Below are 17532 nucleotides of genomic sequence, written 5' to 3'. Positions count from 1 at the left end.
CTTTGATTATGCAATTCATGGATAAGTTTTTGCACTTTATTGCTGAAAATAACTTGTTTACCAAAGAACAGCCGATTCTTCTGGCTGTAAGTGGTGGTAAAGATTCTGTTCTTATGGCCCATCTATTTGCAGAAGCCGGCTTCAAATTTGGAATTGCTCACTGTAATTTTGGATTAAGAGAAAAAGCATCCGATTTGGATGAAGATTTTGTTAAAACACTTGCAGTTCAATTTAAGGTTGATTTCTATTCAACAGCTTTTCCTACGGAACAATATTCAAACGAGAACCATGTCTCTATTCAAATGGCAGCGCGTGATCTCAGGTATAAATGGTTAGAAGAAATTCGCAGTCAACATAATTATTCATTTATAGCTGTTGCACACCATCAGACAGATTCAGTCGAGACGGTATTTCTAAATCTTTTGAGAGGAACAGGCATTGCTGGTTTATCTGGAATCTTGCCCAAGCGAGATAAATTAATTCGTCCTTTATTGGCATTTACCGGAAAAGAAGTTGAAAAGATTGTTGCTCAGAAAAAACTGGCCTTTCGAGAGGATGCATCCAATGCCAGTACAAAGTATAAAAGAAATAGAATCAGGTTGGAAGTCTTGCCAATTATGCGCAAGATCAACCCGGAAATTGAGAAAACATTCCTTGCGAATAGTAAACGATTTCAAGCTATTGCTTCTTTTTTGGCTCAGGCTGTTGAAGAATTAAGGTCAGAACTCTTTATGGTCGAATCCAATGGAGAAACTCGTATCCTTATATCTCATCTGAAAGAGCTCAATCCAATTAGCTTATGGATGTATGAATTTTTCAGTCCCTATGGTTTCACAGAAGCAGTACTCTCGGATTTATTGAGAGACTGGAATAATGGCTCAGGAAGACAGTTTTATTCTTCAACACATCAGCTATTAGTAGATCGCGAGTACTTGATATTGAAACCCCTGGTCAGAGAAAGCTTTGTGAGCCACTCTATAAAAGAATTCCCCTATGAATTCACATGTTTTCATAAAAAATATAAAGTATATAGTGCAGATAGGGGAGATTTGAGTTTGACAGGTTTTACCCAAGTTGTTGATTTTGATACGATCAAATTGCCACTCTTGATCCGATCCTGGCAGCAAGGAGATCGCTTTCAGCCATTGGGTATGAAGGGACAGAAAAAAGTAAGTGATTTCCTGATCTCTTTAAAAATTCCTGTTACTTTAAAGCAGGAAGTGCCTGTTGTTGAAGATGGCAGTCAGGCTATCGTAGCAATCTTACCTTGGCGGATTGACGATAAATTTAAGGTAACTGCAAAAACTAAAAAAGTTATTATCTTCGATGAAATAAAAGATGAGTAAAGTAATTTATATCGAAAATCAGTACCTCGGTCGAGATCGCGGATGGTTAAGCGTGCGCTTACTTTTAGCGCTCTTTTGCTTCGTTGCCTATTATATTAATATAGAGCATGAAGAAAATAGCAGACTGTTTTTAGTTGCCGGCTCCATCATCATTTTTGTCTCCATCATTATGATGTATATGCTGCATTATCGGATTACTGTCACAGAGAATAGCGTGCAACTATCGGGATTGTGGACTACGCGATTGGTGAAAATCGACTTAAATAGCGTGGTACGTGCAGAAAATAGAGAATATAGTACCTTTTTGATTAACAATCCTGTTTATAATCTACATCAAAGTGGTAAAATTCGCTTCTATGCCGGCGGAAAAAAGGCTGTATGGATTACAGACCGGGAGGGCTTGGTTTACATTATTGGCAGCCAAAGGCCAAAAGAACTGGTAGACGCCATTAAACAAGCGCAACAAAAGTAATACACTCGTCACTTTTAGGGTCGATAACGACATTGGTAAACAGTTTTTTATTATTTTTGTTAGGAACTATAAAAAGAAAAGGATTTTACGATATGGGTTTTATAAAGTTTTTATTTATTGCAATATTGGTCTTATGGCTTCTTCGTATGCTGATGGCTCGTTTATTGCCCTGGATTTTAAGGAGCTTTGCCCGCAAAATGCAGGAGCAAGCTTTTAAGGAGTTTCAGGGACAAAGTCAGCAGAGAACCAGAACAAGTGCTCGTGAACATCAAAGAAAACCAGAAGGTAAAATCAATATTGATTATATTCCCCCGCAGCAACCCAATCATAACGGTGCAAACCGCGCAGGTGAATTTGTTGATTTCGAAGAGATAAAGTAAGGCTTTTTCTACAAAATAGTATTCTCTTCATAAAAATTGGATTCTATTCTATATTTTTGAATTTTCAGACATAGAATTCATAGAATGAAACATTGGTTTACGCGTAACTCTGTCCACTTTGCAATCATTGGACTATTTATAGCTATCAGCTTTATTTATTTTACTCCAGCCTGGCAAGGTAAAACGCTTGTGCAACAAGATGTTATACAAGCAAAAGCCATGCAAAGGGAGATTATGGATTTTAAAGCTGAAGACGGTACAGCACCTCTTTGGACCAATGCTATGTTTGGTGGAATGCCCTCTTACCAGATCTGGGTATCCTATCCTAAGAACATTACAACCCATGTCATGGGTTTCTTTAAAACGGTATTTCCTAACCCTATCGATACTATTTTACTGTATTTAATTGGGGCTTATTTGTTATTCTGTGTCATGCGTGTTAAGCCCTGGATTGCAGCATTGGGAGCCATTGCCTTTACTTTTTCCTCCTATAATTTTATTTATATTGAAGCGGGACATGCCAGCAAGGCATATGCTATTGCCTTTTTCGCACCTGTTATTGCCGGTATCCTGTTAACCTTGCGGGGTAAGTATATATGGGGGGCAGCTCTAACTGCCTTATTCCTTGCCTTAGAGATTAGGGTGAATCATATTCAAATGACCTATTACCTCCTTATTGCCATGTTAATATTGGTGGGAATAGAATTATACCATGCCATTAAGGATAAGAAAACAGCAGAGTTTGGAAAAGCTATCGGATCATTGGCAGTAGCTTGTGTATTAGCTTTAGCAGTAAATGCCGGTCTGTTATGGACTACCTATGAATATAGCCAGGAATCAATTCGAGGAAAATCAAACCTAACGACAGAAACAAAGGCTGCAGATACCAAAGGGGTTGATAGAGAATATGCCTATCAATGGAGCCAAGGTGTAATGGAAAATCTGACTTTCCTAATCCCGAATGCATATGGCGGCGGATCAGGACCTGAATTGGATGAAAATTCAGAAGTTGCAAAAGTGCTTCTTCAGGAAGGTGTTCCGGCAAATCAAGCAGTAGGTTTTGCTCAACAGATGCCAACCTATTGGGGCGATAAGCCTTTTACCTCCGGACCATGGTATTTTGGTGCGATCGTGATTTTCTTATTTGTTTTGGGGATATTCATTGTTCACAATCGTCTGAAATGGTGGTTGTTAGGAGCAACACTTTTGAGCTTATTCCTCGCTTTTGGCAGACATTTGCCGTTTATTTCCGATATCTTCTTTAACTACTTCCCTCTTTATAATAAATTCAGAGCAGTAGAATCAACCTTGGTTATCGCATCTTTATTTATCCCGATCCTTGCAGTTCTGGCGTTAAATGAAATCATTACCAAGCAGAGAGATATTCCTAAGCTGGATAAAAAAGTGCTTTATAGCTTTTACATTGTTGGAGGAATCTCATTGCTTGTTGCCATCTTACCGAATCTATTCTTAAGCTTTAAGGCAAGCAACCATCAAGCAATGGCTCAGCAATTAGGCCAGCAGCTTGGCGATAATAATTTTGCACAAGCTATTTTGAATGCATTGGTGAAGGATCGTGCTTCTATGGCTAGAAGCGATGCCTTTAGGTCATTCGTTTTTATATTACTTGGTTCAGGGATTGTTTGGCTCTGGGTTAAGGATAAATTGAGACCCAAAACGGCTATTGTCCTATTAGCGGTAGCTATCCTGATAGATATGTGGGGCGTAAATCGTCGTTACCTAAACAAGGATAATTTCGTTGAAGAATCTGTACTTGCCAATCAGTTTCCGGAACGAGAAGCAGATAAATTCATTAAACGTGATACGCAAAAAGATTATAGGGTTCTTGATTTAACCATCCCTACATTCTCAAGTGCCAGTACATCGTATTACCATAATACCATTGGAGGCTATCATGCAGCTAAGCTAATGCGTTATCAGGAGCTTATAGAACGGCAGTTTAATAATGCTATTAACCAGGATGTATTGGATATGTTGAATACGAAATACGCCATTACATCTGACGGACAAAATTCTCAGCATATCCAGAATAGAAGCACTGCTGCAGGAAATGCATGGATTATAAACCGAGTTAAATTTGTGGATAATGCCGAACAGGAAATGCAAGGGCTTGATAGCTTCAATCCCAAAGATGTAGCCATCATTCACAAAGAATTTAAACACCTGATCGATTCTGGTAAAGTTGGTACTTCGGCAAATGCCAGCATAGAATTGGTTGATTATCGTCCGGATCATTTAGTTTATGAATACTCTGCCCCAACGAACGTTGTGGCTGTGTTTTCTGAAATTTATTACGATAAAGGATGGAAAGCATTTGTAGACGGAGTTGAGATCCCTTATTTCAGAGCCGACTACGTTCTACGTGCTGCTCAACTTCCGGGAGGAAATCATAAAGTAGAATTCAAATTCGAGCCTCAATCTTATTATACCGGAGAGATGATTTCTCTTTTCGCCTCCGGAATATTAGTTTTAGTATTAGGCTTTGCAGTTTGGAGAGAACAAAAAGGTGATAAATCTACTTCCAAGACATCCTAAACAACCTTGTCTTTCTTGAATATTACTCAGTGCTAGCTGAGCTTCTTCGGACATGCAATGTACCTTGTACGGCCCTCGTATAACATTAAAGCAATCTTAGTGTTATATTCCTCCGTTGTATGTACGTTATAAAGGCCAAAAAAGCGTAGACATAACGCATGAATAACTCACTAATAACTGAAGCATGTATTACAAGGGTCTTACATGGCTCGTACAAGGGTGCAACAAGAGTTACGTAAGGTAGAAGAAATTAGAGGCTTCCCATATCGTTTTTAATTAATTTTCTTTACTTTTAGTAATTTACGAGAAAGGAAAGGAAGAAGAAAGCATTGCGCATTTATTGAATAAAGAAGAGCGCATGATAGTTTCGTTTCCATTAAAAACAAATTACACAATGAAAATTATCGTATTAGATGGGTGCACATTAAACCCGGGAGATCTGAGTTGGGAGGGATTAGAACAATTAGGCGAAGTTGTTGTATATGATCGAACGCCGACGGATAAAATTGTTGAACGTTGTAAGGGTGCGGAGGTTCTTCTGACTAATAAGGTTACGATTGGAGAGAAAGAAATAGAGAGCTTACCTGATTTAAAATACATTGGTGTTACAGCAACAGGTTATAATATTATCGCCATTGAGGCTGCAAAGAAACGTGGAATAACTGTTTGCAATGTGCCTGGTTACAGCACACCCTCTGTTGTTCAGTTAACTTTTGCATTATTACTGGAACTCTGCTTACGTGTTCAGCGCCATAGCGATGTTGTGAAAGATGGAAAATGGTCGCGTTCTCTGGATTTTAGTTTCTGGGATTATCCTTTGATGGAGCTTTCGGGTAAGACGATGGGGATTATTGGTTTCGGTACCATCGGACAAAAGGTTGCTGATGTGGCGACAGCCTTTGGAATGAATATTATAGGAGCGAGCAGAACTCATAGCGATCAATCACATCGTAAGAACTTTAAATGGGCTGAAGTTTCTGATCTTTTAAAAGAGTCTGATGTAGTAAGCATACACAGTCCGTTAACCCCGCAAACCGAGGGTCTGATCAATAAGAAAAGTTTGCAGAGCATGAAGTCTTCAGCCTTTTTGCTAAATACTGCCAGAGGACCAATCATTGTTGAGGAGGATTTGGCAGCGGCATTGAATGAAGGTATTATTGCCGGAGCGGGGATTGATGTACTCTCGGTTGAACCACCGAAAAAAGATAGTCCTTTGTTTAAAGCTAAGAATTGCCTTATAACCCCTCATATAGCATGGGCAACTATTGAATCGCGTACTCGTTTACTGCAAATTGCTACCGATAATCTATCCGCATTCAAGGAAGGAAGTCCGGTCAATGTTGTAAATGCTTAACAATGCATATTCTCATCGCCCCCAATAGTTTTAAACATAGCCTAGATGCTTCAGATGTTGCTTTAGCTATTGAGAAGGGTTTTTTGCAGAGCAAACTTCATTGTACTTTTGAATGCTTTCCAATAGGGGATGGTGGTGATGGTACGGGAACTTTGATAATAGATAAGTTTGGTGGAGAGGTCATAAAAACGACTGTCCACGATGCGTTGGGAAGAACGATTGATGCATCTTTCGGTTTGATTGATGGCGGAAAGACGGCTATTATCGAGATGGCCAATGCATCCGGGATACGCTTGTTGCAATCAGAAGAATTGAATCCTTTACAGGCAACATCTTTTGGAACGGGCGAGCAGATAAAAATGGCTTTGGAGAAGGGAGCGGAAAAATTGATTATTGCAATGGGCGGTTCTGCAACGGTTGATGTTGCGTGCGGAATATTACAGGCATTGGGAATTCGATTTTTGGATAAGGAAGGGCAAGAGCTGGAAATCTTGCCGGAGAATCTGACTGATTTAGACTCGATTGATTTGTCTGATTTCGATAAAAGAGTATTGGATTGTGAGGTAGTCGTTCTTTGCGACGTAGATAATTTGCTATTGGGTGACGAAGGAGCTGCTGCTGTTTTTGGACCGCAAAAGGGTGCATCTACTGAAGATGTTAAAATACTGGATAGAGCACTTTCAAGGTTTTCGGAAGTAACATTTAAGCAAACGGGAAAAGATATCACTTCCATAAAACATGGCGGTACTGCCGGGGGCGCCGCCGCCGGATTATATGCTTTTTTGAATGCGAAGCTGGTTAATGGCATTGATTACTTCTTGGATCTTACAGATTTCTCATCTTCTTTAGAGAAAGCAGATTTGGTGATTACCGGCGAAGGAAGCATTGATGAACAAACATTGCAGGGAAAGGGTCCGTTTGGGGTAGCTTCCAGAGCCAAGTTTAAGTCTCTGCCTGTTATTGCTTTTGCAGGTAAGGTGCCTTTGGAATTGAACTCTCAATTGCAGGAATACTTTGATGTAATTATGCCAATAGGAAATGAACCGGATGATTTAGCGAAGGCTTTAAGCCATACGTCGAAAAATTTGACAAGAACTGCTAAAAATTTGGGGAATATACTGGCTTTAAATATTGAGATGCCGGATTAATCGTTCGTGCGTCTGTTCTTTAAATAATACCAAGCTAGTCTGGCTGCAATAACAGCATGATTAAATAAGTTGGCTGTAAGGCCATAGTACTCAGTAAAGATGTGGAAGCGTTCCTTTAGACTCTCACGATGACGTTTTTTAGACATTCCGCCAACCAAATATTTGGCTACATATTGATGCGTGTTTACAATCTTTTTCGCTTTTCGGGCAGCTTTGAGTATCCAATCGATATCCGCACTTAATTTATAATGCTCATCGTAGGGTTCGGTGATTGCTCTGCGAATATAAATGGCTTGGTGGCTGATGCTCATGCCGTATTTGAAGCTGCGCCAGGTAAACTTTTCCGGAACTTGATGCCGGCGAGTGCCCAGGCTTTCCCATTCATCATTGAACATTTCTGTTTCTCCATAATAGATATCTGCATCGGGCTCTGTAGAGAATACCTTGGATACGGTATCATTCGCATAAATCTCATCGCCTGAATTCATAAAGAGAACATAATCGCCGCTTGCCATATTGAGCCCTTTATTCATGGCATTATAGATTCCTTTATCGGGTTCGCTGATCCAACGGGTAATACTATGTTCATATTGTTTAATAAGATCTACCGTTCCATCTGTTGAGCCCCCATCGATAATGATATATTCAATGGCGTCATACTGTTGATTAATCACTGAAAGCATGGTGCGTTCAATATCCTTAACGTTATTATAAACGATGGTGATAATCGATAGTGTGGGGTGAAAACTAGTTGGCATAGCTTAAATGAATCTTTTCCAGAATGTGGGGTTGTACTTTTCCCAGGCATGGCATCCGAATGGTAATTGCTCGTTGATGAGTTCATAAGATTGCTCGGGATTTAATTCGAACGCAAACTGCAGGGCTTCTATTTCATTGGGTTTTTTAAAAGGTGCTAAGAGTGTCCATAATATATCTTCATTTTTCGGGAAGAATTTGAATATAAAAGAAACCCACCATGCCCATTTGATATGCGGCTTTACCTTTCGCAAAGAGAAGCCTCCATTTCCTACTTTATTAATTAAAAAATTAGAGATATTGATGAATGGTTTTTTGCCGGAAGTTATGGGTGGCGCTTCTAGCCAAGGTGCGCCTATATAATCGTAATCTAGCTTGCACCAATGGGATAGATCATCCTGAAACACCCAGGCATCTAATTGATAAATTAAGATATATTCATAGGCTTCGAAGTGGCAATAGAACTTTTTACTTAAAAGCAGTTCGGAATAGCCGCGTACAGATGTGAAGTATCGTTTATTGAAATAGGTGCACTGAAGATTTCTTCCTGCAAGAGTTTCGTAAGTCGACGTGTCTAAGCCAGTTGGAGCAACCAGCATCAGCGGATGATTTCCCAATACATCCAAACACTGCTTAAAGGATTTTAATTCAGAATCCGTCAGTTCAGACTTATATATGGGTATAACTACGCTTACTTCGATCATTCTACGACTTAAAAAATTGATACCATGTATTAATAAGAAACTTCTTTCCTCGTTTGAATAAACTTCCTTTTCGATGTTTGAAAAAGAGCTTAATGGCTGCCAGTGCTTCTTTATTTTCTTTAATTTCAGTTGCGAAATTATGAATGGGTTTGCGGGAGATGGTAACTTGATAGGTGTCTTCAATTATTGAATGAACACCGGTGCCATCGTGCCCGATATTATCTATTAATGATTCTCTGGGATGTAGCACAAGCCCCTTATTTAAAAAGACAGAAGCATACCACCGGATAGACCAGGAATTATTTTTATGGCTTTTGAAGTCGAGCAGCTGTTTCCAGTAATTCATGGAACCGTCTATGGAGAAATCCTTGATTTTACTTTGGTCGAATTGCTGATATAGAAGAGAAACATTGGGTTCAAAATGATTCCAGGCTCTTTCCCAGGTAGCCCAGCCCCAACTTGTAGTAGCGCGGAAGAAAAATGTTTCCGGCAAACTTTCCGGATTTTTCAAGGGAAACATATAGGCACTGATTTGCATTACACGCTCTTCTTCCTGATAGGTTCTTAAAGCTTCGTTGAAATACCGTAAGGTAAAAGGGGAGGCTAATAAATCGTCTTCAAAAACAATTACCTTTCCGTATTCTTTTGTCAGTTCAGAAACACCATCAATGATGGATGCTGCTAAGCCATAGCTTTCCTTACGCTCGATTATTTTAACAGACTTAAAACCATCAACTGTTTTGATGAGTTCTCTGGTTTCTTCCACTTTCTTTTTATCGGTTTCGTCTTTGGCAGCGTCAGAATAAATGAATAACCTTGATTCATCGGCTAGCAGATTTTTCTGCAAAAAGGAAATGGTACGGCGCGTATGTTCCGGTCTGTTATATACAAATAAAGCAATAGGCGCAAGATGTTGCATATGAAATTAGATTAAGATTGATATATTAAATACCTAAACAGTTATTGCTTCGGTAGAATACTGAAGTTTCCTTTCTGTAAAAAAAGCCCGGTGAAATTCCACTGAAGGAAAGTTCTTTAAAGCCGTTTTCTTTTAAAGCAACGCGTCCGCCATGATATCGTTCGCGTTCAGAATCGTCTAAAATGATTACTCCTCCTTCTTTAAGAGCTTGAATACTTTGCAGACAGCAGTTTACACGGTCTCTTCCATCTATAATGATAATATCAAACTTTTGTTTGGTATTAATTGCTCCGCGGCAGTAATTGCCATCTGAGTCGAGTTCACAAAAGATCAGATCCGCATTTTTGGGTTTGTTTTTTAATCCGTTTTCGTACCAGGATCTATCATGCTCTAGGGAACTGATATGGCTTACCTTTTTCGCAAAATAGCGTGTTGAGTTACCTGAGCCAAATTCAAAAATAGACTGTTCTTTATTTAGCCTGTTTTCCAGGAAGTCGATAAATGAATAGGTGAGCCAGGGAATTGGTTCGTTCTCTCCGTTTACAGATGATTTGTGCTTAAGGGCAACAAACCAACCGATTTCTGCTAAATAACCTTTTATGCCAAAAGATAGTATTGAACGCAACTTCTGGGTATTGAGAAGGCTGGAAATAGGATATATATTTTTCAAAATTTAATGAGTTTTCTAATTAGGTTTATCTGAAATATTGATTTTAACATCATGATGCCCTGTACGCGTGTTTTTGGTATTAGTATAATATAAAATGTTGCCACTGCATACGCTATCAATGATGCCCAAGCCGCACCTTTTATGCCAAAAATGGGAATCCACCACATATTTAAAATAATATTTATCAAAGCTCCAACACCGGTACGTACTAGTGATAGTTTTGTATAGCCTTCTGCAATTAAATATTGTCCGCTTGCACTTCCCAAAAATACAAATATTCCTGCCCATATATGAATGGATAAAACCTCAGCGCCCGCCGCGAAGTCGGCTTTGTATAGTATTTTATATACAAGCGGTGACGCAAATGTCATAACAATCGCTATTCCCAGACTAATAAAAGACATGAGATCGTATAGGTTCTGGAGTCGGTTTCGGTAACGTTCTTCATCATGTTGTCGGGCATTCATGATTGCCGGAAAGAGTGCGCTTACCGTTGCGACCGGAATAAAGTACCAACTTTCACTTAAGCTTACTACGGTTGAATAAATACCCAGTGCGCTGCTATCCAAATAACTGCTGATCATTATTTGGTCTATCTTCATATATAAGGTAACCAGTATGGCTGAAAAAGCAAGTGGCCATGACATCTGGATTAAATATTTCGCCAGGTTTTTGTCGAATCTCCAATGAAAGACAGATTCTTTGCTTTTGTGATACATGCATAAATAGCTGATTGCTAAAAAAATAGCATCGGCTAGCAGAGCCCAGATAAAATAGGCAATTGGAGCAGCTACAAGTATCAGTATGATTTTTACCAGGGCAGATAAGATATTGGCGATAACCTGCACAAGCATAATTTTCTTTCCTTGAACCTGCGATTGGAAATAACTATCTATGATGTTGATAGATTGGATAACGCAGACGAAGGAGACAATGGCAATGAAATTAAATGGAACGCCCGGATTGGCGTCTGCCAGGTTGTTGATTACGAAATAGGTAAAATAAATTAAGGGTAGTACGATTAATCCGGCGGATAGGCGCAGGGCAAATGCTGTTCCTAATAGTATGTTTTTAGATTGAGGACGCTGTAGCAGTTCACGGGTTATATAAGAATCTAAACCTAGGGCAGAAGCTGCCATAAAAAAGGTGATGAGTGCCATGGGATAATTTAAAATCCCATTTCCTGAACTTCCCAAATAATTGGCTACAGCAATTCCGGTAAGCATCTTTATTAAAAGAGTGCCTACGCGTGCCATCATAAGCCAGCCCGTGTTTTTGAAATACTTCTCAAATGCTTGAGGGTCAAAACCGGGTAAGGTTGGTAGCTTCATAAAACAAACCTAAGAAAAATTAGTAAATCTATGTTGGTTTCAAAAAACTTATTCTTACCTTTGCAGTCCTTATTTTTAGGGAAAAATATAAATTATTCATAAAATAAAACAAAGCAAGTGAATACGTTAAGTTACAAAACTGTCTCAGCCAACAAGCAAACCACCAATAAGGAATGGATTGTAGTTGATGCCGAAGGTGAGATTTTGGGGCGCTTGTCTTCTGAAATTGCGAAAGTAATCAGAGGAAAACACAAGCCTACATTTACCCCAAACGTAGACTGCGGAGATAACGTGATTGTTATTAATGCAGACAAGGTTAAGTTGACCGGAAATAAACTGAATGACAAGGTTTATACCTCTTATACTGGTTATCCAGGTGGTCAGCGTTTCATTTCTCCTAAGGAATTATTGGCTAAACACCCAACACGCATCGTTGAGAAAGCGGTTCGTGGTATGTTGCCTAAGAACAAATTAGGTCGCGCTCTATTCAAGAACCTTTTTGTGTATGCTGGTAATGAGCATCCGCACGCGGCTCAAAGTCCTAAAACAGTTAAATTCTAAGGAGAAAAGAAATGTCAATTACAAACACTTCAGGAAGAAGAAAAACTGCTGTTGCACGTATCTATCTTAGTGCAGGTAGCGGAAACATTATCGTTAACGGTAAAGATTACAAAGAATATTTTCCAACATTGCCCTTGCAATACATAGTAACGCAAAGCATTGAGGTTGCCGGAGTTTCTGGAAACCATGATGTTAAAGTTAACGTTTCGGGTGGTGGAGTTAAAGGTCAGGCGGAGGCAGTGCGTTTAGCAATTGCTAAAGCTTTAATTGAGCTCGACCCAGAAGTTAAATCGGCTTTACGTGCTAAAGGATTGGTAACTCGTGATAACCGTATGGTTGAACGTAAGAAACCAGGACGCGCTAAAGCTCGTAAGAAATTTCAATTTAGTAAACGTTAATTTAAGGAGGACCAAGCAATGGCTAGAACAACATATCAGGAATTACTGGATGCAGGTGTACATTTTGGACACCTTACCCGCAAATGGGATCCGAAAATGTCGAAATACATTTTCATGGAGCGTAACGGCATCCACATTATCGATTTAAATAAAACATTGGTGAAGTTAGAAGAAGCTTCATCTGCAATTAAACAAATTGTAAAATCAGGACGTAAGATATTATTTGTTGCTACAAAGAAGCAAGCAAAAGATATTATTGCAGAGCACGCTAAAGAGACTAACATGCCGTATGTTACGGAACGTTGGTTAGGTGGTATGCTTACAAACTTCGCTACTGTACGTAAGTCGATCAAAAAAATGTCAAACATTGACAAAATGACGAAAGATGGTACATACGATGTTTTATCAAAGAAAGAAAGATTGATGATTCAACGTGAGCGTATTAAATTGGAATCACTATTAGGTGGTATCGCTGATTTAAACCGTTTGCCTGCAGCGCTATTTATTGTTGACGTAAAGAAAGAACATATTGCAGTTAGTGAGGCTATCAAATTAAACATTCCTACCTTTGGAATGGTTGATACCAACTCTAACCCATCAAATATCGATTTTCCTATTCCAGCGAATGATGATGCTTCAAAATCAATCTCATTAATTGCAGACGTAATTGGTCAGGCAATAAAAGAAGGTTTAGAAGAGCGTAAACGCGATAAGGAGGATGAAGCAGAGAAAGAAGCAGCAGCAGCAAAAGCACAAATAGATAATGCTAAGCAAGAAGCAGCTCCTGAGAAAAAAGAAGGCGCTCAAAAACGCACTCGTAAATCTGCAAGTTCCGAAGCACCTCAAGCTGCTGAAACAGCAACTGAAGAGAGTGCAGAAGATACAGTAGAAGAGAAAAAGGATTAAATTTTTTAATGTTGTGGGTTGTTGATTATGTGTTTTGCTTTTTCACGACACTTAATTAACAACCCATAATTATTTTATTAATAAATAAAGGAGAAAAAATGTCGACAGTACAAATTTCTGCATCAGACGTAAATAAACTACGCCAACAAACAGGCGCAGGTATGATGGATTGCAAAAAAGCTTTGGTAGAGGCTAAAGGTAATTTTGAAGATGCAGTTGATTATCTACGTAAAAAAGGTGCAAAGGTTGCTGCAAATCGTCAAGATCGTGAATCAAATGAAGGTTTGGTTTTAGCAAAAACTTCTGTAGATGGAAAAAGAGGGGTGATTGTTGAGGTTAATTGCGAAACAGATTTCGTTGCTAAGAACGATGAGTTTGTTGCATTTGCTGAAAGTATTCTTAACCTTGCAGCGGACGAACAGCCTTCGAGTGTTGAAGCACTAAAGGCATTAACAATCAATAATGTAAGTGTTGCTGATTTAATTATTGAGCAAACAGGTAAAACAGGTGAAAAAGTTGAAGTTTCGACTTATGAGCTTGTTGAAGCTGAGAAAGTAGTAGCTTATGTTCATAGCAACTTCCGTTTAGCTGTTTTAGTTGGACTAAGCGCAGATGCAGAAGGTGTTGAAGATGCAGGTAGAGACGTAGCAATGCAAATTGCAGCGATGAACCCTACTGCTATTGATAAAGATGGTGTAGATGCTTCTTTGGTTGAGCGTGAGCTTGAAATTGCTAAGGAACAAATCCGTGCTGAAGGAAAACCTGAAGCTATGATTGAAAAAATTGCACAAGGTAAATTGAATAAATTCTATAAAGAAAATACTTTATTGAATCAGGAGTTTGTTAAAGATTCATCTAAAAACATCAGCCAATTCTTGGATAGTGTTTCTAAGGGTTTGACTGTAACTGCGTTCAAAAGAATTCAGTTAGGGTCATAACATCTTAATAAATTTATATTGAATGCCCTCCTATTAAAGGAGGGCATTTTTTGTTTATAGAAGTCGCTTGCATGCCTGTTTTTTAATAATAGGCTTTAATCCAAAAGGAATCATTATATTTAAAACCCTTTAAAAATTATAAAAGAATTAAAAAGCGATTAGTTTAATAATGAGAGTAGATAGTAAGAAACCATTTAAGATAGTTTATTCTTTGTGTAGGCATGAGTTTCTGGGCTATTTAATTGAACCTCATGTCGTGCAATTGAATCAGGATAATAGCTTCTCGCTTACCTACCAGCGCTTATTTATGAACACTGCTTCAGAGTATGTTCAGGGCATGGATGAGACCGACTGGGTCTTAATTAAGTTGTGTGAGGAGATTGAGCAGAGTCAGTTGATTAAGCGTTTTTATAAGAAGAACATTCGTCCTTCGGAATATTTCTTAAACATTTTTACTCCAAAAATATTTGCTGTAATCCGTCCGCGGATTGAACAAAATTTGAATCAGATACTGCAGTTACTGAAAGATAAATCTCTTTTTTTAATGAGCAAGGAAGGGTGGCCGGTTGAAACTCCCCTGGCCTTTGCGGAGCATTTAACTTCTGTTTTGTTTCATTTTAGACGTTCGGATACAGAACTTCGTTATTTTCCAACATTAAAATATGATGGTTTCCGAATGGAATTCATGTACAAAGATGCAGAAGTAATTACGAATGAACCCGCCTGTTTGCTATTGGAGAATGTTCTGTATTTCTTTGAAAAGGATGTAGATGGCAAGAAGTTATCGCCTTTTCTGAATAAGAGATTTATCTCTATTCCACGATCAGCTGAGCAGAGTTATTTTAAGAAATTCATTGGTCCTTTGATTGAAAAGCATCATGTATATGCGGAAGGATTTGATATTAAAACTCAGCAATATGATGGAACCCCTATTCTTGAGTTTAGCTATCCGGCGGCTGAAGGACCGGTTCTGAAAGTTAAATTTAAATACGGGCCTTATACCTTTGCGGATATATCTGGAAAGAAGGTTAGTGTTAAACTAGAATATAATGCAGAATCGGACGCATACACTTTTTACCGTGTAAAAAGATCAGTCCAATGGGAAAGTGGACGGATTTTATTTCTTAAGAGTTTGGGTCTTCATCCGAAGACGAGTCTTTCAAATCAATTTGAAATTGATCGTTCGCTTAACGAGAATACGAGTGTTGAAGATTTCTCGTTGATTAACTGGTTAAGTGAACATATTGAGGAGCTGAAGGAAAACGGCTTTGATGTTATACAGAAAAAGGCAGAAAAACAATATCTATTTGGAAAGATAGAACTGGACTTGGAGGTGAAGGAGGATAATGACTGGTTTGACATTAAGGCGATGGTCCAATTTGGACAGTATAGCATTCCTTTTATAAGTCTTCGAAAAAATATATTAAATAAGATACGGGAATTTGTCCTTCCTTCGGGCGAAGTAGCTATTATTCCGGAGCAATGGTTTACCCAATTTGTGAATTTCTTTTATTTTGCGGAAGGTAATGAGTCTTTACGATTAAAGAAGCAGCATGTAGGGGTGATCAATGAATTGCAGGAGAGTGAAATCGCGGGAATAAGTATGAGGAGAAAGATAGAGAAGTTGGCGGATTTTGAGATGCTGGAAGAGGTTGATGATCCTGTTAATTTTAGCGGAAGTTTGCGTCCTTATCAAAAGGCAGGATATAATTGGTTTCAATTTTTAAAGAAATATCACTTTGGCGGCTGTCTGGCAGATGATATGGGATTGGGAAAGACGGTACAGACCTTAGCACTTCTGCAAAAAGAAAAAGAGGATCTTTCAACTGCAGGCAGCAATACCACTTCGCTAATTATTATGCCTACTTCTTTGATCTATAATTGGTTGAGCGAGGCTCAGAAGTTTGCTCCTCATTTAAAAATTCTAAATCATACAGGTGGAGGGCGTGATAAGTCCGCTATAGATTTCTCCAATTATGATCTGGTTATCAGTACTTATGGAATAGCCCGGATTGATGAGCCTGTTTTGGGAGAATTTTTGTTCCATTACATTATATTGGATGAAAGCCAGAATATAAAAAACGTTTCCTCTAAGTCATTTAAAGCGATTAATAAGCTGAGAGGGCGGAATAAATTAATATTGAGCGGTACTCCGGTTGAGAATTCAGTAGCTGATTTATGGCCTCAAATGGCATTTATTAATCCAGGATTATTGGGAGGCCATTCGTTTTTTCTGAAGGAATTCGTTGTTCCTATTGAGAAGAAGAAGGATGAGGAAGCTGCACGAAGACTGCAGGTATTGATTAAGCCTTTTGTTTTGCGCCGAACGAAAGCTCAGGTGGCCACCGAGCTTCCAGAGAAGTCTGAAAAGATATTCTATTGCAGCATGACGGAAGAACAGGCTGATTATTATGAGAAGATTAAGGCCGAGTATCGTAATTTGATGCTTAAGCAATTAGAGGATGGAAGTTTTAAGAAGACAGGTATCCAGGTTCTGCAAGGCTTGAGTAAACTCCGACAGCTAGCAAACCATCCCCGTATGATTGATAGCGAATACAAAGAATCTTCGGGGAAGTTTGAGAATGTGATTGATACCTTGGAGAATGTTTTATTGAGAGGGCATAAGGTTCTGATTTTTTCTCAGTTTGTAAGACAGATGAAAATTTATGCTGAGTATTTTGAGCAGGAAAACATTGCCTTTGCCTATTTGGATGGAGCTACCAAGAACCGCAAAGAAGTGGTTAATGAATTCAGGGAGAGTGATGCTGTAAATGTTTTCTTGATATCGATTAAAGCGGGTGGTGTAGGTTTGAATCTTATAGAGGCCGATTATGTTTTTATTTTGGATCCTTGGTGGAACCCTGCAGTAGAAATGCAGGCGATAGATCGCTCGCATCGTATCGGACAGACTCGCAATGTTTTTATATATAAGTTTATTACCAAAGATTCTGTAGAAGAAAAGATTCTGGCATTGCAGAACCGAAAGAAAGTAATTGCTGATTCGTTGATCCAGATAGAAGAAAGCTTCGTGAAGTCGTTGACAGAAGATGATATAACAGAATTATTGAAGTAATTATTGATTTATTAAACTAT

At 38.7% G+C, this 17532-nt stretch carries 16 protein-coding genes; 11 read left to right on the top strand and 5 right to left on the bottom strand.

What is annotated here, in order from left to right:
• The first annotated feature begins 17 nt into the window (after positions 1 to 17).
• From tilS to VL047_RS00525, 6 genes are all read left to right on the top strand, one after another.
• A complete protein-coding gene (gene tilS, locus VL047_RS00550; protein ID WP_325357426.1) occupies positions 18 to 1346 on the top strand; it encodes a tRNA lysidine(34) synthetase TilS in 1329 nt (442 codons plus the stop codon).
• Positions 1339 to 1818 carry a hypothetical protein gene (locus VL047_RS00545; RefSeq protein WP_325357424.1) on the top strand — a complete coding sequence of 160 codons (480 nt, stop codon included), beginning with the start codon at positions 1339 to 1341 and terminating at the stop codon, positions 1816 to 1818. The genes tilS and VL047_RS00545 overlap by 8 nt, the downstream gene beginning before the upstream one ends.
• A gap of 92 nt (positions 1819 to 1910) precedes the next feature.
• On the top strand, positions 1911 to 2198 hold the full coding sequence (locus VL047_RS00540; RefSeq protein WP_325357422.1) for a DUF4834 family protein: 288 nt from the start codon (positions 1911 to 1913) through the stop codon (positions 2196 to 2198).
• A gap of 84 nt (positions 2199 to 2282) precedes the next feature.
• Positions 2283 to 4754: a YfhO family protein gene (locus VL047_RS00535; RefSeq protein ID WP_325357420.1), complete on the top strand. Its 2472-nt coding sequence runs from the start codon at positions 2283 to 2285 to the stop codon at positions 4752 to 4754.
• A gap of 394 nt (positions 4755 to 5148) precedes the next feature.
• Positions 5149 to 6108 carry a D-2-hydroxyacid dehydrogenase gene (locus VL047_RS00530; protein WP_325357418.1) on the top strand — a complete coding sequence of 320 codons (960 nt, stop codon included), beginning with the start codon at positions 5149 to 5151 and terminating at the stop codon, positions 6106 to 6108.
• Between the two features lie 2 nt (positions 6109 to 6110).
• A complete protein-coding gene (locus VL047_RS00525) occupies positions 6111 to 7256 on the top strand; it encodes a glycerate kinase (protein ID WP_325357416.1) in 1146 nt (381 codons plus the stop codon).
• Here VL047_RS00525 and VL047_RS00520 read toward each other — a convergent pair.
• From VL047_RS00520 to VL047_RS00500, 5 genes are read right to left on the bottom strand one after another with little or no spacing between them, the layout of a single operon-like run.
• Complete coding sequence (locus tag VL047_RS00520) at positions 7253 to 8014, bottom strand: glycosyltransferase family 2 protein (RefSeq protein WP_325357414.1); 762 nt, start codon at positions 8012 to 8014, stop codon at positions 7253 to 7255. The two genes, VL047_RS00525 and VL047_RS00520, sit on opposite strands and share 4 nt — an antisense overlap.
• Before the next feature lie 3 nt (positions 8015 to 8017).
• Positions 8018 to 8716 carry a DUF5672 family protein gene (locus VL047_RS00515; RefSeq protein WP_325357413.1) on the bottom strand — a complete coding sequence of 233 codons (699 nt, stop codon included), beginning with the start codon at positions 8714 to 8716 and terminating at the stop codon, positions 8018 to 8020.
• Between the two features lies 1 nt (position 8717).
• Positions 8718 to 9635 carry a sugar transferase gene (locus VL047_RS00510; protein ID WP_325357411.1) on the bottom strand — a complete coding sequence of 306 codons (918 nt, stop codon included), beginning with the start codon at positions 9633 to 9635 and terminating at the stop codon, positions 8718 to 8720.
• 25 nt (positions 9636 to 9660) lie between these two features.
• The gene (locus VL047_RS00505) at positions 9661 to 10305 is read right to left on the bottom strand and encodes an FkbM family methyltransferase (RefSeq protein ID WP_325357409.1); all 645 of its coding nucleotides are present in this window, start codon (positions 10303 to 10305) and stop codon (positions 9661 to 9663) included.
• Positions 10302 to 11636, bottom strand: a complete 1335-nt coding sequence (locus VL047_RS00500; protein ID WP_325357407.1) for a flippase — start codon at positions 11634 to 11636, stop codon at positions 10302 to 10304. The genes VL047_RS00505 and VL047_RS00500 overlap by 4 nt, the downstream gene beginning before the upstream one ends.
• 117 nt (positions 11637 to 11753) lie before the next feature.
• Here VL047_RS00500 and rplM point away from each other — a divergent pair, with 117 nt between their 5' ends.
• The 5 genes from rplM to VL047_RS00475 all read left to right on the top strand — a co-directional run bounded on the left by rplM (position 11754) and on the right by VL047_RS00475 (position 17512).
• Positions 11754 to 12197 carry a 50S ribosomal protein L13 gene (gene rplM, locus VL047_RS00495; protein WP_325357405.1) on the top strand — a complete coding sequence of 148 codons (444 nt, stop codon included), beginning with the start codon at positions 11754 to 11756 and terminating at the stop codon, positions 12195 to 12197.
• Between the two features lie 11 nt (positions 12198 to 12208).
• Positions 12209 to 12595, top strand: a complete 387-nt coding sequence (gene rpsI / locus VL047_RS00490; protein ID WP_325357403.1) for a 30S ribosomal protein S9 — start codon at positions 12209 to 12211, stop codon at positions 12593 to 12595.
• An 18-nt stretch (positions 12596 to 12613) separates the two neighbouring features.
• Positions 12614 to 13501: a 30S ribosomal protein S2 gene (gene rpsB / locus VL047_RS00485; RefSeq protein ID WP_325357401.1), complete on the top strand. Its 888-nt coding sequence runs from the start codon at positions 12614 to 12616 to the stop codon at positions 13499 to 13501.
• Between the two features lie 98 nt (positions 13502 to 13599).
• Complete coding sequence (gene tsf / locus VL047_RS00480) at positions 13600 to 14439, top strand: translation elongation factor Ts (RefSeq protein ID WP_325357399.1); 840 nt, start codon at positions 13600 to 13602, stop codon at positions 14437 to 14439.
• Positions 14440 to 14608: 169 nt separating this feature from the next.
• Positions 14609 to 17512 carry a DEAD/DEAH box helicase gene (locus tag VL047_RS00475; protein WP_325357396.1) on the top strand — a complete coding sequence of 968 codons (2904 nt, stop codon included), beginning with the start codon at positions 14609 to 14611 and terminating at the stop codon, positions 17510 to 17512.
• Positions 17513 to 17532 lie beyond the last annotated feature (20 nt).

It is taken from the genome of Albibacterium sp. (assembly GCF_035514885.1).
Classification (GTDB): domain Bacteria; phylum Bacteroidota; class Bacteroidia; order Sphingobacteriales; family Sphingobacteriaceae; genus Albibacterium.
The sequence above is the reverse complement of the archived record's forward strand: the minus strand, read 5'-3'. Positions and strand labels throughout refer to the sequence as shown.